16 protein-coding genes and 1 pseudogene are annotated in these 23,205 nt (G+C 68.8%); 9 read left to right on the forward strand and 8 right to left on the reverse strand.

Annotation, left to right across the window (positions count from 1 at the left end; translation table 11 throughout):
- Positions 1–16: 16 nt before the first annotated feature.
- Positions 17–940, reverse strand: coding sequence for a branched-chain amino acid transaminase (locus PT85_RS10465; protein WP_027590168.1), 924 nt, complete (start codon positions 938–940; stop codon positions 17–19).
- A 57-nt stretch (positions 941–997) separates the two neighbouring features.
- Positions 998–3,922 carry a bifunctional [glutamate--ammonia ligase]-adenylyl-L-tyrosine phosphorylase/[glutamate--ammonia-ligase] adenylyltransferase gene (gene glnE, locus PT85_RS10470; protein WP_039606612.1) on the reverse strand — a complete coding sequence of 975 codons (2,925 nt, stop codon included), beginning with the start codon at positions 3,920–3,922 and terminating at the stop codon, positions 998–1,000.
- A gap of 311 nt (positions 3,923–4,233) precedes the next feature.
- Between glnE and aceE the strand changes: the two genes are divergently transcribed.
- The 3 genes from aceE (at position 4,234) to PT85_RS10485 (ending at position 10,812) form a co-directional block, all read left to right on the forward strand.
- A complete protein-coding gene (gene aceE, locus PT85_RS10475) occupies positions 4,234–6,882 on the forward strand; it encodes a pyruvate dehydrogenase (acetyl-transferring), homodimeric type (RefSeq protein ID WP_039606613.1) in 2,649 nt (882 codons plus the stop codon).
- A 10-nt stretch (positions 6,883–6,892) separates the two neighbouring features.
- On the forward strand, positions 6,893–8,560 hold the full coding sequence (aceF, locus tag PT85_RS10480) for a dihydrolipoyllysine-residue acetyltransferase (protein WP_039606614.1): 1,668 nt from the start codon (positions 6,893–6,895) through the stop codon (positions 8,558–8,560).
- Between the two features lie 212 nt (positions 8,561–8,772).
- Positions 8,773–10,812 (forward strand): putative bifunctional diguanylate cyclase/phosphodiesterase, encoded by a 2,040-nt coding sequence (locus PT85_RS10485; protein ID WP_039559230.1) that lies wholly within the window; start codon positions 8,773–8,775, stop codon positions 10,810–10,812.
- A 64-nt stretch (positions 10,813–10,876) separates the two neighbouring features.
- Here PT85_RS10485 and PT85_RS10490 read toward each other — a convergent pair whose 3' ends face one another.
- From PT85_RS10490 to PT85_RS10500, 3 genes are read right to left on the reverse strand one after another with little or no spacing between them, the layout of a single operon-like run.
- Entirely contained in the window at positions 10,877–11,746 is an 870-nt protein-coding gene (locus PT85_RS10490; RefSeq protein ID WP_027590172.1) for a hypothetical protein, read from the reverse strand.
- A 37-nt stretch (positions 11,747–11,783) separates the two neighbouring features.
- The gene (locus tag PT85_RS10495; protein ID WP_039559227.1) at positions 11,784–12,602 is read right to left on the reverse strand and encodes an aldo/keto reductase; all 819 of its coding nucleotides are present in this window, start codon (positions 12,600–12,602) and stop codon (positions 11,784–11,786) included.
- Entirely contained in the window at positions 12,599–13,774 is a 1,176-nt protein-coding gene (locus tag PT85_RS10500; protein ID WP_039606615.1) for an FAD-dependent oxidoreductase, read from the reverse strand. The genes PT85_RS10495 and PT85_RS10500 overlap by 4 nt, the downstream gene beginning before the upstream one ends.
- A 124-nt stretch (positions 13,775–13,898) precedes the next feature.
- Between PT85_RS10500 and waaA the strand changes: the two genes are divergently transcribed.
- Together waaA and msrA are read left to right on the forward strand one after the other, a co-directional pair.
- Positions 13,899–15,173, forward strand: coding sequence for a lipid IV(A) 3-deoxy-D-manno-octulosonic acid transferase (waaA, locus tag PT85_RS10505; RefSeq protein WP_039606616.1), 1,275 nt, complete (start codon positions 13,899–13,901; stop codon positions 15,171–15,173).
- A gap of 151 nt (positions 15,174–15,324) precedes the next feature.
- A complete protein-coding gene (gene msrA / locus PT85_RS10510; RefSeq protein ID WP_234702694.1) occupies positions 15,325–15,951 on the forward strand; it encodes a peptide-methionine (S)-S-oxide reductase MsrA in 627 nt (208 codons plus the stop codon).
- On the opposite strand, the gene PT85_RS10515 is transcribed toward msrA, so the two are convergent.
- On the reverse strand, positions 15,952–16,803 hold the full coding sequence (locus tag PT85_RS10515; RefSeq protein ID WP_039606617.1) for an HDOD domain-containing protein: 852 nt from the start codon (positions 16,801–16,803) through the stop codon (positions 15,952–15,954).
- A 5-nt stretch (positions 16,804–16,808) separates the two neighbouring features.
- Positions 16,809–17,648 carry a 23S rRNA (adenine(2030)-N(6))-methyltransferase RlmJ gene (locus tag PT85_RS10520; protein ID WP_039606618.1) on the reverse strand — a complete coding sequence of 280 codons (840 nt, stop codon included), beginning with the start codon at positions 17,646–17,648 and terminating at the stop codon, positions 16,809–16,811.
- A gap of 1,163 nt (positions 17,649–18,811) precedes the next feature.
- On the opposite strand from PT85_RS10520, the pseudogene PT85_RS18580 reads away from it, so the two are divergent.
- Both PT85_RS18580 and PT85_RS18585 read left to right on the forward strand, forming a co-directional pair.
- Positions 18,812–18,940: pseudogene (locus tag PT85_RS18580) on the forward strand (HAMP domain-containing protein); the annotation flags it as partial.
- Between the two features lie 150 nt (positions 18,941–19,090).
- Positions 19,091–19,813, forward strand: a complete 723-nt coding sequence (locus PT85_RS18585) for a methyl-accepting chemotaxis protein (RefSeq protein WP_407681093.1) — start codon at positions 19,091–19,093, stop codon at positions 19,811–19,813.
- A 136-nt stretch (positions 19,814–19,949) separates the two neighbouring features.
- Here PT85_RS18585 and PT85_RS10530 read toward each other — a convergent pair whose 3' ends face one another.
- Positions 19,950–20,822, reverse strand: coding sequence for a LysR substrate-binding domain-containing protein (locus tag PT85_RS10530; protein WP_027591665.1), 873 nt, complete (start codon positions 20,820–20,822; stop codon positions 19,950–19,952).
- Positions 20,823–20,927: 105 nt separating this feature from the next.
- Between PT85_RS10530 and PT85_RS10535 the strand changes: the two genes are divergently transcribed.
- Together PT85_RS10535 and PT85_RS10540 are read left to right on the forward strand one after the other, a co-directional pair.
- A complete protein-coding gene (locus PT85_RS10535; protein ID WP_052237660.1) occupies positions 20,928–22,130 on the forward strand; it encodes a YbfB/YjiJ family MFS transporter in 1,203 nt (400 codons plus the stop codon).
- Positions 22,127–23,173 (forward strand): NAD(P)H-dependent flavin oxidoreductase, encoded by a 1,047-nt coding sequence (locus PT85_RS10540; protein ID WP_052237661.1) that lies wholly within the window; start codon positions 22,127–22,129, stop codon positions 23,171–23,173. The genes PT85_RS10535 and PT85_RS10540 overlap by 4 nt, the downstream gene beginning before the upstream one ends.
- Positions 23,174–23,205 lie beyond the last annotated feature (32 nt).

The raw sequence follows: 23,205 nt of genomic DNA on the forward strand, positions 1-23,205 counted from the left end.
ACCCTGCGCTGGTGAATCACTTGACCAGGGTGCGCCACTCGGGGTGGGCATCGGTCTTGCCGGTGACCAGGTCGAAGTAGGCCTTCTGCAGCTTCTCGGTGACCGGGCCGCGACGACCGATGCCGATCTGGCGGCCGTCCAGCTCGCGGATCGGCGTCACTTCGGCGGCGGTGCCGGTGAAGAAGGCCTCGTCGGCGATGTACACCTCGTCGCGGGTGATGCGCTTCTCGACGATCTCCACGCCCAGCTCGCGGGCCAGGGTCAGCACGGTGTTGCGGGTGATGCCGTTCAGGCAGGCGGTCACCTCGGGGGTGTAGATCACGCCGTCCTTGACCAGGAAGATGTTCTCGCCCGAACCCTCGGCCACGTAGCCTTCCGGATCCAGCAGCAGCGCCTCGTCGGCACCGGCGGAAACGGCTTCCTGCAGGGCCAGCATCGAGTTGATGTAGTGGCCGCTGGCCTTGGCGCGGGTCATGGAGATGTTCACGTGGTGGCGGGTGAACGAGCTGGTGCGGATCTTGATGCCGCGCTCCAGCGCTTCCTCGCCCATGTAGGCGCCCCAGTGCCAGGCGGCGACAATCACATGCACCTTCAGGTTGTCGGCACGGATGCCCATGCCTTCGGAACCGTAGAACGCCAGCGGGCGGATGTAGGCACTGGCCAGGCCGTTCTCGCGCACCGCCGCCTTGGTGGCTTCGTTGATCTCTTCCTTGGTGTAAGGAATCTTCATGCCCATGATGTGGGCCGAATCGAACAGACGATCGGTGTGCGCCTGCAGGCGGAAGATCGCGGTGCCCTGGGGGGTCTCGTAGGCGCGCACGCCTTCGAACACACCCATGCCGTAGTGCAGGCTGTGGGTCAGCACATGGGTGGTCGCGCCGCGCCATTCCACCAGTTTGCCGTCGTACCAGATCACACCGTCGCGGTCAGCCATCGACATCGTTGCATTCCTCAATGGTCAAGTGAGGCGGCCGTCGGCCGCCTGCGTGAAGTCAGTTCAGTCCCAGTTCAGTCCCAGTTCCGTCCAGATGCGCCGCACCAGGCGGCGCGAATCGGGGAACTGATCGCCCGGCACCTTGCCGGGTTGTTTCTGCAGGGCCAGGCGGTGGGCTGCGGCGCGGTAGGCCTTGTAGGCCTCCTGCAATAACTGGACATCCGTTTCGGGCAGCAGGTTGGCCGCGCCGAGGCCGTCCAGAATGCGAATGTTGTCGGTGTAGCGGAGCAGCTCCGGGTGCTGGTGCGACCAGGCCAGGGCCGCGTATTGCACCATAAATTCGATATCGACGATACCACCGGCATCCTGCTTGAGATCGAAGCTCTGCGCGGGGTCGAAGGCGTTTTCGCCACGTCCGGCGTCGGTGGCCCGGGTCCCCAGGTTGTCGCGCATCTTGGCGCGCATTTCGCTGACTTCCGCCTGCAGTTTCTGCAGGTCGCGGGCCCGCCCCAGCACTTGCCCGCGCACCTGTTCGAAGCACTGCGCCACCCGTGGGCTGCCGACCAGCACCCGGGCGCGCACCAGTGCCTGGTGTTCCCAGGTCCAGGCTTCCTGCTGCTGGTAGCGTTCGAAGGCCGCCAGCGAGCTGACCAGCAGGCCGGCGTCGCCCGAGGGGCGCAGGCGCATGTCCACCTCGTAGAGCTGGCCCGACGTGGTCTGGGTGGTCAGTAGGTGGATGATGCGCTGGCCCAGGCGGGTGAAGAACTGGGTGCCGTCGATGGGCTTGGCGCCGTCGGTTTCCGCCTGCGGATCGCCGTCGTGGATGAACACCAGGTCCAGGTCCGAGCCGTGGCCCAGCTCGATGCCGCCCACCTTGCCGTAGCCCACGATAATGAAGTCCGGGTCGCAGTCGCTGCCGTCGGCGCGCTTGGGCGTGCCGTGCTTGGCCACGGTGTGGCGCCAGGCCAGCGCCAGCACCTGTTCGAGAATCGCCTCGGCGAGCCAGGTCAGGTAGTCGCTGACCTTCATCAGCGGCAGGGTGCCGGCGAATTCCGAGGCGGCCACGCGCAGGCTGTGGGCCAGCTTGAAGTGGCGCAGCGCCTCCATCTGCTGTTCGAGGTCGTCCTCGGGAATGCGCATCAGCCGCTCGCGCAGCTCGGCGGCCAGCTCCGGAGCCTGCGGCGGGCTGTACAGGCGGCCTTCGTTGAGCAGCTCGTCGAGCAACAACGGGAAGCGGGCGATCTGCTCGGCGATCAGCGGGCTGGCGGCGCACAGCTGCAGCAGCCGGGTCAGCGCGCCGGGATTCTCGGTGAGCAGCACCAGATAGGCCGAGCGCCGCGCCACCGCCGCCACCAGCGGCATGACGCGCTCCAGCACCTGATCCGGGGCGTCCTGTTCGGCCACCTGGGCCAGCAGGCGCGGCATGAAGGCGTCCAGGCGTTCGCGGCCCAGGCGCTGCATGCTGCGCACCTGGCTGCTGCCACGCAGGTCGTGCAGGTGTCGCCAGGCGTGCTCGGGGCTGGCGAAGCCCAGCTCGGCCAGTTGCCGGATGGCGCTGTCCTCCTCCAGATCGCCCAGCCACAGGGCCAGCCACTCGCCACCCGCGGCCTGTTCCTCTTCCTCGTCAGGGTCGGCGATCACCTGCCGGAAATGCCATTCGATACGTTCGCGCCATTGCTCCAGACGTGCCATGAACGCAGGCCAGTCGGCGAAGCCCATGATAAAGGCCACCCGCGCCCGCTCGCGGGCATCCTCAGGCAGCATCTGCGTCTGCTTGTCGGCCAGCGCCTGCAGGGCGTGCTCGACATAGCGCAGGAAGCGGTAACCGTCGCGCAGCTCGGCCACCACCGGCGCCGGCAGGTAGCCTTCGGCCTCCAGCACGGCCAGCACCGGCAGCAGCGGCCGCTGCTGCAGGCTCAGGTCGCGGCCGCCGTGGATCAGCTGGAAGGCCTGGGCGATGAACTCGACCTCGCGGATGCCGCCGGCGCCGAGCTTGATGTTCTCGCTCATGCCCTTGCGGCGCACCTCCTGCTGGATCAGCTGCTTCATGCTGCGCAGCGCCTCGATGGCCGAAAAATCCAGGTAACGCCGATAGACGAACGGCTGCAGCATCTTCAGCAGGTGCGCGCCGGCGACCTGATCGCCGCCGACCACGCGCGCCTTGATCATCGCGTAGCGCTCCCAGTCGCGACCCTGGTCCTGGTAGTACTGCTCCAGCGCGGCAAAGCTCAGGGTCAGCGCGCCGGCCGAGCCGTAGGGGCGCAGGCGCATGTCGACGCGGAACACGAAGCCGTCCACGGTGATGGCGTCCAGCGCCTTGATCAGCCGCTGGCCCAGGCGGTTGAAGAACTCCTGGTTGTCGAGGGAGCGGCGCACACCCTCGGTCTCGCCGCCTTCGGGGAAACCGAAGATCAGGTCGATGTCCGAGGACAGGTTCAGCTCGTGGGCACCGAGCTTGCCCATGCCGAGGATCACCATCTGCTGCGGCTTGCCGGAGCGCCGACCCATCGGCGTGCCGAACTGCGCGCAATGGCGCGGGTACAGCCACTGGTAGGCCAGGTCGATGCAGGCGTCCGCCAGGTCGGAGAGGTCGCGGCAGGTCTCGCCGAGATCGGCCAGGCGATTCACATCGCGCCAGACGATGCGCAGTTGCTGGCGGTTGCGGAAGCGTCGCAGGCGGCGGGCCAGATCGTCTTCCTGCTCGCAGTCGGCCAGCAGCGCCTGCAGCTGCCCGCGCAGTTCGCCGGGGCGCAGGCTGCGCTCCAGCTCGCCGGAATCCGCCAGCGCCAGAAACGCCTCGACATCCCGCTGCACCTGCTCGGCCACGAAGTCGCTGGCTACGCAGGCGCGGGCGAATGCCTCCTGGCGCGTCGCCGGCCAGTCATCCACCCGCCCTCGCTCGGCCAGACGGGCGCGCAGTGCGACACCCGGTCGCTCGGCGAGATCAGCCAGCGACGCCGGGACGGCAACCAGGGAGGGCAGACTCATGGGAAAACTTCCTTCTGCGAAAGGGGCGAATGGACCGCCAGCAGAGGGCATCGCCGGGGGGTTCGTCAAGGGTTGCCGGTGACGCGGTCTATGCTTGCCCTGCAAACAGGGCCCGCCAAGGACGGTTTCGCGGCCACCCCTGTAGTTTCGCTACAAATTTGTGCGATGACTGTTGGGTCGCGCTTTTTTGTAGTAAAACTACAAGCGCCGATTGTCCCTGGCACACAACGAACAACAAAAGACACTGCGGCCACGACGCGGCAGTGCCATCGAGGCGACTCAAAAGGTCGCCCTGAGCCCTGGAGCAAGCCATGCAAGACCAAGATCCCATCGAAACCCAGGAGTGGCTGGACGCCCTGGAGTCGGTCCTCGACCGCGAAGGCGAGGACCGCGCCAAGTACCTGATCACCCGGATGGGCGAGCTGGCCACCCGTAGCGGCACGCAGCTGCCCTACGCAATCACCACGCCCTACCGCAACACCATTCCGGTCACCCACGAAGCCCGCATGCCCGGCGACCTGTTCATGGAGCGCCGCGTGCGCTCGCTGGTGCGCTGGAACGCACTGGCCATGGTGGCTCGGGCCAACAAGCGGGACTCCAGCCTGGGCGGCCACATCTCCACCTTCGCCTCCAGCGCGACGCTGTACGACATCGGCTTCAACTACTTCTTCCAGGCCCCGACCGAAGAACATGGCGGCGACCTGGTCTTCTTCCAGGGCCACGCCGCGCCCGGCGTCTACGCCCGCGCCTTCCTGGAGGGCCGCATCAGCGAAGACCAGCTGGAGAACTTCCGCCGCGAAGTGGACGGCAACGGCCTGTCTTCCTACCCACACCCCTGGCTGATGCCGGACTTCTGGCAGTTCCCGACCGTGTCGATGGGCCTGGGCCCGATCCAGGCCATCTACCAGGCGCGCTTCATGAAGTACCTGGAAAGCCGCGGCTTCATCCCCGCCGGCAAGCAGAAGGTCTGGTGCTTCCTGGGCGACGGCGAGACCGACGAACCGGAGTCCCTGGGCGCCATCTCCCTGGCCGGCCGCGAGAAGCTGGACAACCTGATCTTCGTCATCAACTGCAACCTGCAGCGCCTGGACGGCCCCGTGCGTGGCAACGGCAAGATCATCCAGGAGCTGGAAGGCAACTTCCGCGGCGCCGACTGGAACGTCATCAAGGTGATCTGGGGCCGCCTGTGGGACCCGCTGTTCGCCAAGGACGCCGACGGCGTCATGCAGCGACGCATGGACGAGGTGGTCGACGGCGACTACCAGAACTACAAGGCCAACAACGGCGCCTTCGTGCGCCAGCACTTCTTCGGCGCCAACCCCGAGCTGCTGAAGATGGTCGAAGACCTCTCCGACGACGAGGTCTGGAAGCTCAACCGTGGCGGCCATGACCCGTTCAAGGTGTACGCCGCCTATCACGCGGCGGTGCACCACACCGGCCAGCCGACGGTGATCCTGGCCAAGACCATCAAGGGCTACGGCACCGGTTCGGGCGAAGCCCAGAACATCGCCCACAACGTCAAGAAGGTGGACCTGGATAGCCTGAAGGTCTTCCGTGACCGTTTCGGCATCCCGGTTCCCGATGACAAGCTCGAAGAACTGCCGTTCTACAAGCCCGAGCCCGACAGCCCGGAAATGAAGTACCTGCTCAAGAGCCGTGAAAAGCTCGGCGGCCCGGTCCCGCAGCGCCGCAACAAGAGCTTCAGCATCCCGACGCCGCCGCTGGAAACCCTCAAGGCCATCCTCGACGGTTCGGGCGATCGCGAGATCTCCACCACCATGGCCTTCGTGCGCATCCTGGCGCAGCTGGTCAAGGACAAGGAGCTGGGCTCGCGCATCGTGCCGATCGTGCCGGACGAGGCGCGCACCTTCGGCATGGAAGGCATGTTCCGCCAGCTCGGCATCTATTCGTCCGTAGGCCAGCTGTACCAGCCGGTCGACAAGGACCAGGTGATGTTCTACCGCGAGGACAAGAAGGGCCAGATCCTCGAAGAAGGCATCAACGAGGCCGGCGCCATGTCCAGCTGGATCGCCGCCGCCACGGCCTACAGCACCCACAACCAGCCGATGCTGCCGTTCTACATCTTCTATTCGATGTTCGGCTTCCAGCGCATCGGCGACCTGGCCTGGGCCGCCGGCGACAGCCGCGCACGCGGCTTCCTGATCGGCGGCACCGCCGGTCGCACCACGCTCAACGGCGAGGGCCTGCAGCACGAGGACGGTCACAGCCACATCCTGGCCAGCACCATCCCCAACTGCCGCAGCTACGACCCCACCTACGGCTACGAGCTGGCGGTGATCATCCGCGAAGGCATTCGCCAGATGACCGAGGAGCAGCAGAACGTCTTCTACTACCTCACGGTGATGAACGAGTCCTATGCCCAGCCGGCCATCCCCGAGGGTGTACACGACGGCATCATCAAGGGCATGTACCTGCTCGAAGAGGACAAGAAGGAAGCCGCCTGCCACGTGCAGCTGCTCGGCTGCGGCACCATCCTGCGCGAAGTGCGCGAGGCGGCGAAGATCCTCCGCGAAGAGTTCAAGATCGGCGCCGACGTCTGGAGCGTCACCAGCTTCAACGAGCTGCGCCGCGACGGGCTGGCGGTGGAGCGTCACAACCGCCTGCACCCGGAGCAGAAACCGCAACAGAGCTACGTCGAGCAGTGCCTGGGCGGCCGCAAGGGCCCGGTCATCGCCTCCAGCGACTACATGAAGCTGTTCGCCGATCAGATTCGCCAATGGGTGCCGGTCAAGGAGTACAAGGTGCTGGGCACCGATGGCTTCGGCCGCAGCGACACCCGCGAGAAGCTGCGCCACTTCTTCGAAGTGGACCGCAACTGGATCGTGCTGACCGCGCTGGAAGCCCTGGCCGACCGCGGCGAGATCGAGCGCAAGGTGGTGGCCGAAGCCATCGCCCGCTTCGGCATCGACACCCAAAAGCCCAACCCGCTGGACTGCTGAGGAGCGAACCATGAGTGAACTGATTCGTGTCCCGGACATCGGCAGCGGCGAAGGCGAAGTCATCGAGCTGTTCGTCAAGGTGGGCGACCGCATCGAGGCCGAGCAGAGCCTGCTGACCCTGGAATCCGACAAGGCCAGCATGGAGATTCCCGCACCCAAGGCCGGCGTGGTGAAGAGCCTGAAGGTCAAGCTGGGCGACCGCCTCAAGGAAGGCGACGAGCTGCTGGAGCTGGAAAGCGACGACGCCGGCGCCAGCGCGCCGGCCCCCGAGCCGGCCGCCGCCCCCAAGGCCGAGGCCGCACCGGCCACCCAGCCCGCCGCCAAGGAAACCGTCGCACCCGCCGCCACTCCGGCCCCGGCCAGCAGCCAGGAAATCCGCGTGCCGGACATCGGTTCGGCCGGCAAGGCGCGTGTCATCGAGGTGCTGGTCAAGGCCGGCGACACGGTGAGCGCCGAGCAGTCGCTGATCACCCTGGAGTCCGACAAGGCCAGCATGGAAATCCCCTCGCCGGCCGCCGGCGTGGTGGAATCGATTGCCGTGCAGCTGGATGCCGAAGTGGGCACCGGCGACCTGATCCTCACCCTCAAGGTGGAAGGCGCCGCGCCGGCTGCACAACCCGAGGCGCCAGCAGCCGCGACGCAAGCACCTGCCAAGGCACCGGCCGAACAGCCGAAGCCCGCGCAAGCACCGGCACCCAGCGCCAGCGGCGACAACCCGCCGCTGGCGAGCATCGCCCCGCTGGTCGAGCCGCCGAAGCGGCCCGCCTCGCAAGTGCACGCCGGTCCGGCGGTGCGCCAGCTGGCCCGCGAATTCGGCATCGACCTGGCCCGCGTCACGCCGACCGGCCCGCACGGCCGGGTGCTCAAGGAAGACGTGCAGGCCTATGTGAAGGCCATGATGCAGCAGACCCAGGCCGCGCCGGCCGCGGCTGCCGGTGGTGCGGGCATTCCGCCGATCCCGGCGGTGGATTTCAGCAAGTTCGGTGAAATCGAGGAAGTGGCCATGACCCGCCTGATGCAGGTCGGCGCCGCCAATCTGCACCGCAGCTGGCTGAACGTGCCCCACGTCACCCAGTTCGAGTCCGCCGACATCACCGAGCTGGAAGCCTTCCGCGTGGCCCAGAAGGCTGCAGCGGAAAAGGTCGGCGTGAAGCTGACCGTGCTGCCGCTGCTGCTCAAGGCCTGCGCGCACCTGCTCAAGGAGATGCCGGACTTCAACAGCTCGCTGGCACCCAGCGGCGCTGCGCTGATCCGCAAGAAGTACGTGCACATCGGCTTCGCCGTGGACACCCCGGACGGCCTGCTGGTGCCGGTGATCCGCGACGTGGACCAGAAGAACCTGCTGCAACTGGCTGGCGAGGCCGCCGAGCTGGCCGACAAGGCGCGCAACAAGAAGCTCGGTGTCGACGCCATGCAGGGCGCCTGCTTCACCATCTCCAGTCTCGGCCACATTGGCGGCACCGGCTTCACGCCGATCGTCAACGCGCCGGAAGTGGCGATCCTCGGCGTCAGCAAGGCCACGATGCAGCCGGTCTGGGATGGCTCGGCGTTCCAGCCGCGCCTGATGCTGCCGCTGTCGCTGTCCTACGACCACCGGGTGATCAACGGTGCCGCCGCGGCGCGTTTCACCAAGCGGCTCTCCGAGCTGCTGGCTGATATCCGCACGTTGCTGCTGTGATATCCCTGCCGGGCCACCGGCCCGGCCGCTTTCCTCAAACGAGCACGCCACGCTCGTCTCTCCAGCCCCGCCGCAAGCGGGGCTTTTTTTGCTTTTGTGACTCGGGGCACACTAAGCCGCCCGGGCAGAATGCCTTTCGCCCGGCACGCACGGGATAATGGCAAGGTGCTAGCAACGCGCGCGAGCGTTACACTAGGGAATCGTTCGCATCCATGGATCCTATGGACCTGACATCGTCTCTCCCCGCCCTCTCCCGACTCGGCCTGTGGCGCTTCACCCGGCTAAACGATGCCGGCTGGACGCTGGACGGCTGCGAGCCGGGTCCGGGCGCGGATGCCCATCCGCTGCTGCGGCTGTTCGGCAACGCCGCGTTTGGCGCCTTGCTGGACGCCACGCGGCGCGAGCAGTTGCACCAGCAGGTGCGACAACAGCTGGCCGAGCGCGGCCACTATCAGGTGCAGCACCGCCTGGCGACCGCCCATGGCGATATCAGCCTGCTGGAGTTCGGCGAGCCCGCCGATGACCAGGCCCAACGGCTGCACGGCTACCTGCTGCCGCTGGACGCGGTGGCCGCCGACCTCACTGACACCGCCGAACTGTGCCGCAGCGCCCTGGAGCAGAGCGCCGAGGCCTTCCTGCTGGTGGACATCAACGGTCGCGTGGTGTTCTCGAACCCCCGCTTCGAAGCCATCACCCAGTACAGCCCGAGCGAACTGCAAGGACGCTCGCTGGACGAATTCCCCGCCCTGGCCAGCCTGCCGGAACTGGTGCGCACGGCGCTGCGCCAGAAGCCGGACAACGACAGCTGGCAGATCGAGTTCCGCAGCCAGCGCAAGAGCCTGGAGCCCTATTGGGGCCACATGTGGGTGTCCCGGGTCCGCAATGCGGAGGGGCAGACCACCCACCTGCTCGGCCTGTGCGAGGACGTCACCCTCAACAAGCTGAACTACCAGCGCCAGACGCAACAAACCCTGCGCGACAGCCTCTCCGGGCTGGGCAATCGCCCGTATTTCATCGGGCGCCTCGAGCAGCGCCTGGCGGAAACCCCGGATGCGCCCTTCAGCCTGCTGCTGATGGATATCGACAACTTCAAGCGCATCAACGACAACCTGGGCCACGAAACCGGCGACAAGGTGCTGACCAGCCTGTCACGGCGGCTGCGCAACGCGCTGGGGCCCAAGACCTGCCTGGCGCGCTTCGCCAGCAACGAGTTCGCCGCCCTGCTCGACGCCAGCGATCTGCAGGACGCCGAGGAGGTCGCCCAGCAGCTGCTGCACCTGCTCAGTCGCCCGCTGTTCGTGGCCAACCAGTTGATCAACGTCACCGCCTCCATCGGTCTGGTACGCAGCCCGGAGCACGCCAAGCATGCCCAGACGCTGATGCAGTACGCCGGCCTGGCACTGCACAAGGCCAAGACCAGCGGCAAGAACCGCTGGCAGGCATTCACCCCCGCGCTGGACGCCGAAGCCCACCGCCGTCAGTTCATCGAGCACAACCTGCGCCACGCCATCGAGCGAAACGAGCTGCTGCTGTATTACCAGCCCAAGCTGTGCCTGAAGACCGACCGCCTGACCGGTCTGGAAGCCCTGCTGCGCTGGCAGCACCCCACCGAAGGCATGTTCCCGCCGGATGCCTTCATCGGCCTGGCCGAGGAAACCGGGCTGATCGTGCCGATCGGCAAATGGGTGGTGCGCGAGGCCTGCCGCATGCTGCATCGCCTGGACGCCGCCGGCATGGGTGAGGTGCGCATCGCCATCAACCTCTCGCCCCGCCAGTTCCACGACACCGAGCTGGTCAACGCGCTGCGCGACATTCTCGTGCAGGAGAAGGTCGAGGCCTCGCGCCTCGAGCTGGAACTGACCGAGAGCCTGCTGCTGGACGCCAGCCAGGCCAACCACCAGCAACTGCATCAGCTCAAGGCGCTGGGCTTCACCCTGGCCATGGACGACTTCGGCACCGGCTATTCCTCGCTCAGCTACCTGAAGAAGTTCCCGCTGGACACCATCAAGATCGACCGCAGCTTCGTGAAGGACATTCCGGCCAACCAGGACGATATGGAGATCACCGCCGCGGTGATCGCCATGGCCCACAAGCTGCGTCTGCGCGTGGTGGCCGAAGGCATCGAGACCCAGGAACAGCTGAGCTTCCTGCGCCGGCAGCGCTGCGACACCGGCCAGGGCTACCTGTTCGACCGTCCCATCGACGGCCGCGAGCTGCTGGAGCGCCTGCGCAGTTACACCGTGAACGCCTGAATCGCGGACAAGTCCGCCCCCACAAAACAACCCGCACTTTCAGGCAAGGCCTGCACGGCTCTGGCTAACTCGCCGCCTGGCGTTGCGCCCGCCACTGCTCGAGCGCCACCCGCTCGTCACGGATCAGCCAGCCGTCCTGCGCCGCGAAGCTCTCCGACAGCCACAGGTCGCGCGTGTCCACTGGCTGCAGCCGGCCGTTGCGCAGGCTGTGCAGTTCGCCGTGGCGCGGCTCCAGCAGGTAGATATCCGGGCGGTCGTGGTCCAGGCGGGCCACCAGGCGGTCGCCTTCCAGGCATTCGTCCACGTGGTAGAGGCTCGGCCGCTGGCAATCGTCCGGCAGCTTCAGGCGCAGGTCGTAGACCAGCTGCAGCGAGGCGGTGGGCTGATGAACGTAGGCGCGGGGTTCGCCCGCCAGGCACAGCGCACCGCAACGCACCGGCGTGTCGCCCCCGCCGAGCGCCTGCAGGTTGAAATGGCTGTTGGCCAGGTAACGCAGACTGTCACGGTAGGGCGTGGGCAGCCAGGCATCGGCGAAACGCCCGGGCAGCCAGCCGTCGGCGTGCTCGATCAGGCATTCCTCGGCGATTTCCTGCATGGCGGTGAACAGCGGCAGGCCCAGCTCGTGGGCCGGCACGTAGCCGGAAATCAGCTTGAGCACGTCATCCTGGCGATCCGCGCGCTGCTGGCGCACCAGGATCCAGTAATCGCGACCCTGCCAGTGCAGGGTCAGGCGTACCGAAACACCAAGATTGGCCAGTTCGACGCTGAAACAGTGCGGATCGTCGATGGCCACCGGCCGCCGGCGGGCCAGCATCTGGCTGAAATTGAGCGGCAGGCCGAGGCTCTGGTAACGCAACCCCTCGCGGCTGGCGTCGACCCGCAGCGGCAGGGTCTTGAAGTCACCGGGAAGTTTGCTGAGCAGGGTTCGCGGCATGGTGCCTCCTTGCGGGGAAGCGGCCGCGGTCGCGGCCTTAGCGGATGGAACGGATGACGGCGGCAGCCGTCGCGACGTTGTGGGCCAGGTGCAGCGGGTTGATGGTGCCGACAATGGCGCTGCACACCCCAGGGTGGCCGAACAGCAGTTCGAAGCTGGCACGCACGGGATCCGTCCCCGGCGCCAGGCAGACATGGCCGCTGGCCAGGGCCTTCTTGATGAGGATGCCCTTGGCGTGACTGGCAGCGTAGTCCAGCACCGGTTTTTCGGCCTGCTCGTTGAGGTTGTAGGTGACCATCGCGCAATCGCCACGCTCCAGCCCCAGCAGCCCGCCTTCCACGGTCTTGCCGGAGAGGCCGAAGGCGCCGATCTTGCCCTCGTGCTTGAGCTCGGCCAGCGTCTCGTAGACCCCGCTGTCGCGCAGGATGGCCACGTCGTTGCCGTCCGAATGCACCAGCACCAGATCGATATGCTCGGTTTCCAGGCGCCGGAGGCTGCGCTCCACCGACAGGCGCGTATGCGCCGGCGAGAAATCAAAGCGCGACTGGCCGTTCTCGAACTCCTCGCCCACCTTGCTGACGATCACCCACTGGTCGCGCTGGCCGCGCAGCAGCGGTCCGAGGCGTTGCTCGCTGGTGCCGTAGGCCGGCGCGGTGTCGATCAGGTTGATGCCCAGCTCGCGGGCCAGGGCCAGCAGTTGCCGCGCCTCGGCGTCGTCGGGAATGCGAAAACCGCTGGGGTATTTCACGCCCTGGTCGCGGCCCAGCTTTACGGTACCCAGCCCCAGCGGCGAAACCAGGAGGCCGGTGCTGCCCAGCGGGCGATGCAGGTCATGCAGCTGCTTGAGGTCGGTCATGGCAGCAGTTCCTCCCACACCGGACGGGCCACCGCCGGACGCGGCAGCGCCGACACGGTGGGCTGCGCCGACGGACGAATGCCGTCGCGTTCCAGGCTGGCAAATACCCGGTCGGCCAGATCCGGCGCCAGGGCCAGCTTGGTCGGCCAGCCAACCAGCAGGCGGCCCTGCTCGGCCAGGAAGGCGTTGTCCGGGCGCACCAGCCCGGATTGCGCCGGCTCGGCGCGCGACACACGCAAGGTGGCCCAGCGCAGCGCGCTCTGGTCCACCCAGGGCAGCAGGTCGGCGATTTCCTTGCGCGCCGCAGCAATCTGCGCGGCCTCGTCGCGGGCCACGCCGTCGGCCTCGGCCAGGTCGCCGCCCAGGTACCAGACCCACTGGCCGTCGGCGGCGGGGTGCGTGGTGATGGTGACGCGCGGCTTGGGTCCGCCGCCCAGGCAGTGGGCGTAGATCGGCTTCAGGTTCGGGCCCTTGACCAGCACCATGTGCAGCGGGCGCAGCTGCTGCTTCGGCTGCTCCAGGCCGAGCGCGGCGAGCAGCGCGGCGTTGCCTTCGCCGGCGCTGAGCACGATGCGCTGGGCACGCACCTCGCGACCGTCGATCCGCAGGCCGACCAGCTCGCCGTTTTCCCGCAGGGGCTCGATGGTCTCGGCGGCCAGCAGGCCGTCGCCGGCCAGTTCGGCCAGGCGGGCGATCAGGCTGGGCACGTCGAGCACCAGCTCGGCCAGCCGGTAGACCTTGCCCTTGAACTTCGGATGCTGCAGCGCCGGTGGCAGCTGCTCGCCCTTCACCGCATCCACGCGCCCGCGCATGGCCTTGCTGGCGAAGAAGCTGGTCAGGTTGCCGGCCAGGCTGCCGGGCGACCACAGGTAATGGGCGTCGGAGAGCAGACGCACACCAGAAAGGTCCAGCTCGCCCTCGCCGAGCAGCGCCTTGCGCCAGCGCGCCGGCATGTCGGCGATGGCCTCGGAGGAGCCGGTCAACGCCCCGTGCAGGGCGTACTTGGTGCCGCCATGGATGATGCCCTGCGACTTGACGCTCTGCCCGCCGCCCAGCCGGTCGGCTTCCACCAGCAGGGTGGCGTAGCCGGCGCGGCGCAGCCGGGCATTCAGCCACAGGCCGGCGATGCCGCCACCCACGATCAGGACATCGGTACTCAGCGCTTGGGTCATGGACACGGGCTCGTGGTTGAAACGGGGCCGGCAGTATAAACCGTGCCGGCTTCCGCCGGCGCAACCGGCGAACCGGCGCGCCGCGCTCACGCCCCGGCGACAGGCTTTGTTAAGCTGCGCGCCCATGAACCGACTCATCTACACCCTGCTGCTTCACCTGGGCCTGCCGCTGGTGGGCATTCGTCTGCTGGTGCGCGCCCGCAAGGCCCCGGCCTATGCCCGGCGCACCGGCGAGCGCTTCGCCCTCGGCCTGCCGGCCTTCCGGCCCGGCGGTATCTGGGTGCATGCCGTTTCCGTCGGCGAAAGCATCGCCGCCGCGCCGATGATCCGCGCACTGATGGCCCGCCATCCCGACCTGCCGATCACCGTGACCTGCATGACGCCAACCGGCTCGGAGCGCATCCGCGCCCTGTTTGGCGACCAGGTGCAGCACTGCTATCTGCCCTACGACCTGCCCTGGGCGGCCGCGCGCTTCCTGAATCGCCTGCAGCCCAGGCTGGCGGTGGTGATGGAAACCGAGCTGTGGCCCAACCATATCCACCAGTGCGCCCGGCGCGGCATTCCGGTGGTGCTCGCCAACGCGCGGCTGTCGGAGCGCTCGGCGCGCGGCTATGCACGCTTCAGGAAGCTGACCGCGCCGATGCTCGCCGAGCTGGACTGGCTGGCCGTGCAGACCGAGGCGGAGGCCGAACGCTTCCGCCAGTTGGGCGCCCGCGCGGAGCGGGTGAGTGTCACCGGTTCGATCAAGTTCGATTTGCGCATCGATCCGGCGCTGGTGGAACGCGCTGCCGCGCAACGCGCCCAGTGGGGCGCCGGCCAACGCCCGGTGTGGATCGCCGCCAGCACCCACGGCGGCGAGGACGAGGTGATCCTGGCGGCCCACCGCAAGCTGCTGGAACGTCATCCCGACGCCCTGCTCATCCTGGTGCCGCGTCATCCGGAACGCTTTGCGGATGTCTTCGCGCTGTGCCGCCAGCAAGGTTTTGCCACCTGCCGGCGTTCGGGCAACGAGCCGGTGACCGCCGAGCACAGCGTGCTGCTCGGGGACACCATGGGTGAGCTGCTGTTCCTCTATGCGCTGGCCGACGTGACCTTCGTCGGCGGCAGCCTGGTGGCCAATGGCGGCCACAACCTGCTGGAGCCGGCCGCCCTCGGCAAGCCGGTGCTGAGCGGCCCGCACCTGTTCAACTTCCTGGAAATCTCCCAGCAGCTGCGCGCCGCCGGTGCGCTAGGCGAGGTGGCGGATGCCGCCGGCCTGGCCCTGGAAGTCAGCACGCTGCTCGAGCAGCCTGAAAAGGCCCAAACCATGCGCGAAGGCGGCCTCGGCGTGCTGCGGACCAACCAGGGGGCGCTGGAGCGTTTGCTCGACGGGCTGGACCAGCGACTCGACAAGCACTGATCGGCGGCACCCGTTGGCGCAGGGTGGGCAACGCCGCGCCTCCACGGCGGCCAAGGCGATGCCTTGACCGCCTTACGGGACAGGTGCCGGGTTCACTCTCCGCGCCAGCCGGCTTAGGCTGTCCATTACAGAGCTCATGAGGTACCGCGCCATGCCTGCCCACTCCCTCTCCATGCCCACGCCCGATCAGGCCCTGCCCGGTCGCTCCACGCCTATGCCGGTGCCGGAACGCCACCGGGTGCTGGGCCATCCTCTGCGCGGTCCGTTTCCGGCTGGCCTGCAGCAGGCCGTGTTCGGCATGGGCTGCTTCTGGGGCGCCGAGCGGCGCTTCTGGCAGCTACCCGGCGTCTGGACCACCGCCGTGGGCTATGCCGGCGGCCTGACGCCCAACCCCACCTACGAGGAAGTGTGCAGTGGCCTGACCGGTCATGCCGAGGTGGTGCTGGTGGTGTTCGATCCGCAACAGGTCGACTACGACACCCTCTTGCGGGTGTTCTGGGAATCCCACGATCCGACCCAGGGCATGCGCCAGGGCAACGACATCGGCACCCAGTACCGCTCGGTGATCCACTGCCACGGCGACGAGCAACTGGACGCCGCCCGGGCCAGCGGCGACGCCTTCGCCCGCGCCCTGGCCCGCGCCGGATTCGGGCCGGTCAGCAGCGAGATCGTCGCAGCGCCGCCGTTCTACTACGCCGAACCGGAACACCAGCAGTATCTGGATCGCTATCCCCACGGGTACTGCGGGCTGCGCGGCACCGGGGTGTGCCTGCCGTAATCAGCCGCCGAAGCTGCGCGCCAGGCTCTGCACCTGTTCCCGGTGCTCGGCGATCAGCGCCAGGCGGCCCTGCTCGTCCAGCCGGTTGTCCGGCTCGGCAAGCTTGCGCCAGGCGGACAGCTCGGTGAGCGACGGCAGCCCGCTGTTCGGCTCGCGCTGCAGCCTGGCGTGGTACAGCGCCAGGTTCACCACGTCGATCACCTGCAGGCGTGCTCCGCTGTCGCGTTGCCAGTCGCCGGCCTGTTCCAGCACGGCGATGTACTCCGGCTCCACGCCCCAGCGCTTGAGCAGCAGCAGGCCCAGCGAGCGGCCGAACTCGTGGCACAGCCGGCGGTAATGCTCCAGGCTCACCGGCTCGCGGGTGTCCATGAAGGCGGAAAGCAGCACCAGGTTGCCCACGTCGCTGAGCAGGCTGGCCAGCAGCGCCTGTTCGGGCACCACCCCACCCAGCTCGCGGGCCAGCACCGCGCTGGTGCTGGCCTTGAGCACCAGGTAGCGCCAGGCATCCATGTACAGCAGCTTGTAGGTCGGGTTGTGCAGCACCGCCAGGCTCTTGAGGCTGTGGGCCATGGTGATGCTGCCCACCTGGCGCAAGCCCAGCAGGCTGATCGCCTCGCGCAGGCTCTGGGTCGGCTTGGCGCGGCGGTACAGGGCGCCACTGGCATGTTTGATGAGCAGCGCCGCCAGGCCGGGATCGCGGCTGATCAGCCGCTCCAGTTCGGCCTGGGTGGTTTCCGGGCGCGACAGCGCCGAACGAATCTGCAGGGTGAGCTGCGGGAGGCTGGGCAGGGTTTCCTCGCCCTTCATCATCGCGGCCACCAGGCTCCGATAAATCGTGTAATCACTGCTCATGACAATCAACGCTCGGCAATCAGCCAGTCCAGGGTCCACCCGCCCTGGCTCTGCCCCAGGGTCTGGGCCAGCCAGGGCAGCAGTTCGCGCAGTTCCTCCTCCAGGCCCCAGGGCGCGTTGCTGATCACCAGCCCCGAGCCGGTGAGACGCTCGGCGTCGTCCGGGTTGTGCACGTACAGCTCGGCACGCAGCAGCTTGGGCGCCCCACTCTTCTCCAGGCGCTGGTAGAAGCGCTTGAGCTGGCGGCGGTCCTTGATCGGGTACCAGATGGCCACGATGGCCTGACGCATGCGGCCGTGGGCCTCGTCGAGGGCCTGCACGCAACGCTCCAGCTCGTCCGGTTGTTCGAATGGCGGGTCGATCAGCAGCAGCACGCGCTTCTCGTGGGTCGGCAACAACGCGCGCGGCACGAACCAGCCTTCGCCACGGTGCACGGCGACGCGACGGTCGCCGCGCATGTTGTCCTTGAGCAGCTCACCGTCCGCCGGGTGCTTCTCGTTGAGGTGCAGGCGGTCCTGCTCGCGGCTGAGCACCCGGGCCAGCTCAGGCGAACCGGGGTAATGGCGCAGCTCGCCGTCAGGGTTCATGGCCCGCAGCACGCCCAGGTAGTCATCCAGCAGGGCCGGCACGCTCTGGGCCTGCCACACGCGGCCGATGCCCTCCAGCCATTCGCCGGTACGGCTGGCCTGGTCGCCACGCAGGTCATAGAGCCCGACCCCGGCGTGGCTGTCCAGGTAGGCGAAGGGCGTGTCCTTGCGCGTGATCAAGGCGATCAGCCGCGCCAGGGTGACATGTTTGAACACATCGGCATGGTTGCCGGCGTGAAAGGCGTGACGGTAGTTCATGGGTCGGGACTCCTGGGGTGGCGCAGTTTAACAGGCCGCTGCCAGGCCCGGCGCATCCGAACGGTCCGCCACCGCCGCGCATGACAACAAGAAGAATGGAGACGATCCCGATGCTGACCCTGCTGCGCTTCCTGCCGCTGCGCCTCACCCTGACCGCGCCGGTCATGCTGATCGCCGTGTTGCTGATCCTCGTCATCCTCTGGCAACTGGCCTTCGTCAACCAGCCGGCCGCGCATCTGGCCGCCCGGTATGGCACGGCCAACCGCATGGCCGACCAGTTGCTGGCGGCTGCCGCCGAGCAGGCCCGCGAACGCGGCCTGGGCGCGGCACTGCTCAGCCGCCTGGCCGAGGGCGACGGCGATCCGGCACTGGCCGGGCGCCTGCCGAACCTGCGCGCCCAGGGTGATGCGGCCCTGACCCGGGCCCTCGCGCTCGGAGAGGAGCTGGCGGACGACTCGCTGCGCGCCAGCCTGGACCAGGTGCACGCCGCCTGGATCGCGCTGCGCGAGGCCCGCCGGCGGATCGATGACAGCGCACCGGGCCAGTTGGCCATTCCGGCGTCCGAGTGGGTGGCGACAGCCACCGCGCTGATCGACAGCGCGGCGCGGCTGCGCGATACGCCGTTCCTGCCGAACAGCGCGCTGCAGAGTGCCGCGTTCAAGAACACACAACTCAAGCAGGCGGTCTGGCTCGCCTCCGAATACGCCGGCCGCGAGCGCGCCCAGCTGGCCATGGCGATCGCCAGCGCTCGGCCGCTGCCGGAGGCGACCCGTCAGGAACTGCTCGGCTTTCGCAGCATCGTCGAGCGCCAGCTGGCCTACCTGCGCGACGTCGGCCTGCCCCTGCTGCGCCAGGGCGCCGACAGCGGCATCGACGGCGCCTGGGCGCGGGTGCAGGCGGAGTTCGTCGAGCGCTTCGGCGCCGCGCGCGAGCGGGTGTACGCCGGCGCCGCCAGCGGCGCCTACGAGCTCGACGACCAGCAATGGCTGACGGTGTCGACCGCCGGCATCGACAGCCTGCTCGCCCTGGGCCAGGCCATCAGCCGCAGCGCAGCGGCGGACACCGACGCGGCCGCCGCCGAGACCCGTTACAACCTGTGGTTTTCCCTGGTGCTGCTGGCCGGCGTGGTGATCCTCACCCTGGTGCTGCACCTGCTGGTGCGCATGGTCGGCCTGCGCCTGCACCAGGCGGTGAGCCTGATCCAGCAGGCCGAGCGCAGCAACGATCTCAGCGTGCAGCTGGACGAGCGCGGCCGCGACGAGCTGGCGCTGCTGGGGCGGGCCTACAACGCCATGCTGGCACGCTTCAGCGAGCTGATCCGCGCCGTGCGCGACGCTACCCAGGACGTCAGCCACGGCGCCCACCAGGTCGCCGCCGCCGCCACGCAGGCCGAACGGGGCGTCAGCCAGCAGCGCGAATCGCTCACCCAGCTGGCCACCGCCATGACGCAGATCGTTGCCGTGGTCCAGGAGGTCGCCATCAACACTGCCGAGACCGCGCAGGCCGCCCGCGACGGGCACAGCGAGGCGGACAGCGGCCGCGCGGTGGTGATCCAGACCGCCGAAGGCATCCAGTTGCTGGCCGCCGAGATCGGCGCAGCCGCCGAGGTGATCCGCACGCTGCAGCACGACAGCGACGACATCGGCCGGGTACTGGACGTGATCAACGAGATCGCCGAGCAGACCAACCTGCTGGCGCTCAACGCGGCCATCGAGGCAGCCAGGGCCGGCGAGCAGGGCCGGGGCTTCGCCGTGGTGGCCGGCGAGGTGCGCGACCTGGCGCAGCGGGCCAGCGCCTCCACCGGGGAGATCCGCACGATGGTCCTGCACCTGCAGGAACAGGCCCGCCAGGCGGTCGGCGGCATGGCGGTCAGTCACCGCGAGGCCGGGCAGAGCGTCGAGCGCACCCGCGAAGCCAATGCCGCGCTGGAGCGCATCGCGGCGGCGGTCAGCACCATCAGCCACATGACCCGGCAGATCGCCACCGCCGCCGAGGAGCAGGCCAGCGTCACCACGGACATGCAGCGCAACATCGACACCATCGCCGAGGTGGCCGAGCAGAGCACCCGCGCCGCCCGGCAGACGGTGGGCGCGGCCAGCGAGATCCGCGACCAGATGGAACACCTGACGCGGCTGGTCGGCCAGTTCAAGGTGGGCAGCGCCTAGGGACGGAACCGCAGCCGCTTTGGCGGGAGCGGACTTGTCCGCGAGCTTATTGTGGCGGCCGGCTAGGTGCGGCCGGCCAGGTGCGGCCGCCGCCAAAAGCTCGCGAATGAATTCGCTCCTACGGGTCCGTGCAGGCCTAGCGCCCGTGCAGCAGCTCGCGCAGCCTCTCCAGGGCCGGATGGGGAGCAGCGTCACGGCGGCGCACCAGCAGGGTCGGCGCCGCCGCCAGTTCCGCATCGATCGGCTGCCAGGCCACCAGTTGGCCGCGCGCATGGCTCTGCAACAGGCTGCGCGGCAGCAGGCCGATGCCCATGCCGGCGGCGATGCCGCCGAGGATCGCGTCGATCGAGCCGTAGCTCTGCCGCGCGGCGATCTGCAGCGACTGCCGCTCGCTCCAGCGCTCCAGCCGCTCGCGATAGTGGCAGCCGCTGGGAAAGCCGAGCAGGGTCACCGGCGACTGCGCCAGCATGTCCAGCTGCGCGCGCGCTGGCAGCACGAGCACCAGTTCCTCGCGCCAGACCTCTTCGCCCACCAGCTGCGGATGGCTGTAGGGCCCGCCGATCAGCGCGGCATCCAGGCGCCCGGCCAGCACTTCGTCGATCAACTGGCGGCTGGCCCCGGTCAGCAGGCTGAGGCTGACCCGCGGCGCCTCGCGGTGGAAGGCGGCCAGCACTTCCGGCAGGCGCACGGCGGCGGTGGTCTCCATGGAACCCAGTCGCAGCTCGCCGCTCCAGGGGTCCTCGTGCACGCAGCTCCACACCTGCCGGCACAGCTGCTCCAGCTGCTCGGCGTGAGGCAGCAGGCGCTCGCCGGCGGGGGTCAGGCTCAGGCGCTGGGCCTGGCGGCGAAACAGGCTGACGCCCAATTGCTCTTCCAGCTGGCGCAGCCGGGCCGAAACGTTGGACGGCACGCAGTGCAGGCTTTTCGCCGCGCCGCTCAGCGAGCCGGCGCGACTGATGGCCAGAAAGTGCCGCAGCAGGTAGGGGTTGAGGCGTTCCCAGGTAGCCAAGGGGTTTCATCCGGAGTGAAAGCGAGGCTCAGGATTTTTCACTAACGATCCGCACCGGGCAACCGCTATGGTGACGACCGTGGTTGCCCAAGGACGTACAAGAACATGCCAGCCGCTTCTCCCCGCCAGATTTTCCTTGCCCTGTTCGCCGGCAGCGCCGCCCTGGTCGTTGTCCACGCCCTGGGTCGTTTCGCCTATACCCCGCTGCTGCCCCACCTGCTTGCCGACGGCCTGCTGAGCCTCGAACAGGGCGCACGGCTCGCCACCTGGAACTACATCGGTTACCTGCTCGGCGCCCTGCTCGCCCTGCTGCTGGCCGCGCCGCAGCGCCTGCGCATCGCGCTGCCGCTGGCGTTGCTCGGCAACGCCGCCATCACCCTGGCGCAGGGCGCCTGCGAGGACGTGTTCGGCCTGCTGCTGCTGCGCCTGGCCAACGGCATCAGCAACGGCCTGGTGTTCGTGCTCGCCCCGGCGCTGGTGCTGGAATGGCTGGCGCAACGTGGCCGCGCTACCCTGAGCGGGCTGGTGTACCTGGGTTTCGCCGCCGGCCTGCTGCTCACCAGTTGGCTGGCCGAGGCGCCCGCCGACTGGCTGCGCGGTGCGGCGCGCTGGTGGCCGATGGCCGCACTGGCGGTGCCGCTGGCGCTGCTCAGCTGCCTGTTGCTGCTGCGCCTGCACATCCCGCCGGCCGCGCCGCGCGGCGATGCCACCCCGCCGTCGAGGCGGCTATTCGACCGCGCCAGCACGCCGCTGTTCATGGCCTACGCCGGCGCCGGGCTGGGCTACATCCTGCCGATGACCTTTTTGCCCACGCTGGCCAACCAGTTGCTGCCGGTGGGCGATCCGCTGATCGGCCAGGTCTGGCTGTGGACCGCCTTCGCCTGCCTGCTCTCCGTGCCGACCTGGAACTACCTGGGCGCGCACCTGGGCGATCGCGGCGCGCTGTTCGGCACCTACGTGCTGCAGGGCATCGGCTGCGCGGCGCCGCTGCTGCTGCCGAACGCCACCGGCGTGCTGCTCTGCGCGGCGCTGGTGGGCGGCGGTTTCATCGGCAGTGTGCTGCTCACCCAGCGCCTGGCGCGCAGCCTGCAGCCCCATCAGGGACCGCGCCTGTCGGCCGCGCTGATTGCCCTGTACGGCGGCGCGCAGCTCTCTGGCCCGTGGCTGGCCGAGCTGTGGCTGCAGGCCGGCGGCACCCTGGTGCAGAGTTTTGCCCTGGGCCTGGGCGCCTTCATCTGGTCGCTGGGCTGGATGTGGGCGGTGCCGGGTCCTTCCACCCTTCGCTCGCAAGGAGCTTTGCAACGATGAACGCCCTGACTTCCCTGCTCGGCTGCCGACTGCCGATCCTCCAGGCCCCCATGGCCGGCTCCCAGGACCACCGCCTGGCCGCCGCCGTCTGCCAGGCCGGCGGCCTCGGCGCGCTGCCGGCGGCGCTGCTCGCCCCCGAGGCGCTGGATGCCGAGCTGGGCAAGCTCCGGGCGCTCACCGATCAGCCCTATAACGTGAACTTCTTCGCCCACACGCCACCGGCCCCGGACGCTGCGCGCGAGCAGCACTGGCGCACGCTGCTGGCGCCCTTCTACGCCGAGTTCGGCGTCGATCCGGCGAGCATTCCCGACGGCCCGGGACGCCAGCCGTTCAGCGCGGCGATGGCCGACATCGTCGAGCGCCATCGGCCGGCGGTGGTCAGCTTCCACTTCGGCCTGCCGGCGCCCGAGTTGCTCGATCGCGTCAAGGCCAGCGGGGCGCGCATCCTGTCGAGCGCCACCACGGTGGAAGAAGGCCTGTGGCTGCAGGCGCACGGCGTCGACGCGGTGATCGCCCAGGGCCTGGAAGCCGGTGGCCATCGCGGCCACTTCCTGTCCGCGGACCTGGGTCGTCAGCTCGGCATCTTCGCGCTGGTGCCGCAACTGGTGGATGCCCTGGACGTGCCGGTGATCGCCGCCGGCGGCATCGCCGATGCGCGCGGCGTGCGCGCCGCCCTGGCCCTGGGTGCCGCCGGGGTGCAGGTGGGTACTGCCTACCTGTCCTCCCCGGAAGCCGGTACCACCGCCCTGCACCGGGCCGCCTTGGGCAGTCCGGCGGCCCGTTACACCGAGCTGACCACGCTGTTCAGCGGCCGGCCGGCGCGCGGCATCGTCAACCGTCTCATCCAGGCCCTGGGCCCGCGCCCCGAGGGCATTGCCCCGTTCCCGCTGGCCGGCAATGCGATCGGCCCGCTGCGCGCCGCGGCGGAGCGCCAGGGATCCGACGCCTGTTCGCCGCTGTGGGCCGGTCAGCATGTCGGCAACACGCAGGGGTTGCCGGCGGCCGAACTGACACAGCGGCTGGCGGGCGGACTCGACCGCTGAGGCGCATTTTCGTCATGGCCCTCAAATTGCAT

The sequence above is a fragment of the Pseudomonas flexibilis genome (assembly GCF_000806415.1).
In the GTDB taxonomy this organism is placed as follows: domain Bacteria; phylum Pseudomonadota; class Gammaproteobacteria; order Pseudomonadales; family Pseudomonadaceae; genus Serpens; species Serpens flexibilis.

Excerpts from the sequence above, each read along its gene's own strand:
- aceE (WP_039606613.1), top strand. The coding sequence starts at position 4,234 with ATGCAAGACCAAGATCCCATCGAAACCCAGGAGTGGCTGGACGCCCTG.
- PT85_RS10485 (WP_039559230.1), top strand. The coding sequence starts at position 8,773 with ATGGATCCTATGGACCTGACATCGTCTCTCCCCGCCCTCTCCCGACTC.
- PT85_RS10515 (WP_039606617.1), bottom strand. The coding sequence starts at position 16,803 with ATGAGCAGTGATTACACGATTTATCGGAGCCTGGTGGCCGCGATGATG.
- PT85_RS10490 (WP_027590172.1), bottom strand. The coding sequence starts at position 11,746 with ATGCCGCGAACCCTGCTCAGCAAACTTCCCGGTGACTTCAAGACCCTG.
- PT85_RS10465 (WP_027590168.1), bottom strand. The coding sequence starts at position 940 with ATGTCGATGGCTGACCGCGACGGTGTGATCTGGTACGACGGCAAACTG.
- PT85_RS10540 (WP_052237661.1), top strand. The coding sequence starts at position 22,127 with ATGAACGCCCTGACTTCCCTGCTCGGCTGCCGACTGCCGATCCTCCAG.
- glnE (WP_039606612.1), bottom strand. The coding sequence starts at position 3,922 with ATGAGTCTGCCCTCCCTGGTTGCCGTCCCGGCGTCGCTGGCTGATCTC.
- PT85_RS10495 (WP_039559227.1), bottom strand. The coding sequence starts at position 12,602 with ATGACCGACCTCAAGCAGCTGCATGACCTGCATCGCCCGCTGGGCAGC.
- aceF (WP_039606614.1), top strand. The coding sequence starts at position 6,893 with ATGAGTGAACTGATTCGTGTCCCGGACATCGGCAGCGGCGAAGGCGAA.
- PT85_RS10500 (WP_039606615.1), bottom strand. The coding sequence starts at position 13,774 with ATGACCCAAGCGCTGAGTACCGATGTCCTGATCGTGGGTGGCGGCATC.
- msrA (WP_234702694.1), top strand. The coding sequence starts at position 15,325 with ATGCCTGCCCACTCCCTCTCCATGCCCACGCCCGATCAGGCCCTGCCC.
- PT85_RS18585 (WP_407681093.1), top strand. The coding sequence starts at position 19,091 with ATGACGCAGATCGTTGCCGTGGTCCAGGAGGTCGCCATCAACACTGCC.
- PT85_RS10535 (WP_052237660.1), top strand. The coding sequence starts at position 20,928 with ATGCCAGCCGCTTCTCCCCGCCAGATTTTCCTTGCCCTGTTCGCCGGC.
- PT85_RS10520 (WP_039606618.1), bottom strand. The coding sequence starts at position 17,648 with ATGAACTACCGTCACGCCTTTCACGCCGGCAACCATGCCGATGTGTTC.
- waaA (WP_039606616.1), top strand. The coding sequence starts at position 13,899 with ATGAACCGACTCATCTACACCCTGCTGCTTCACCTGGGCCTGCCGCTG.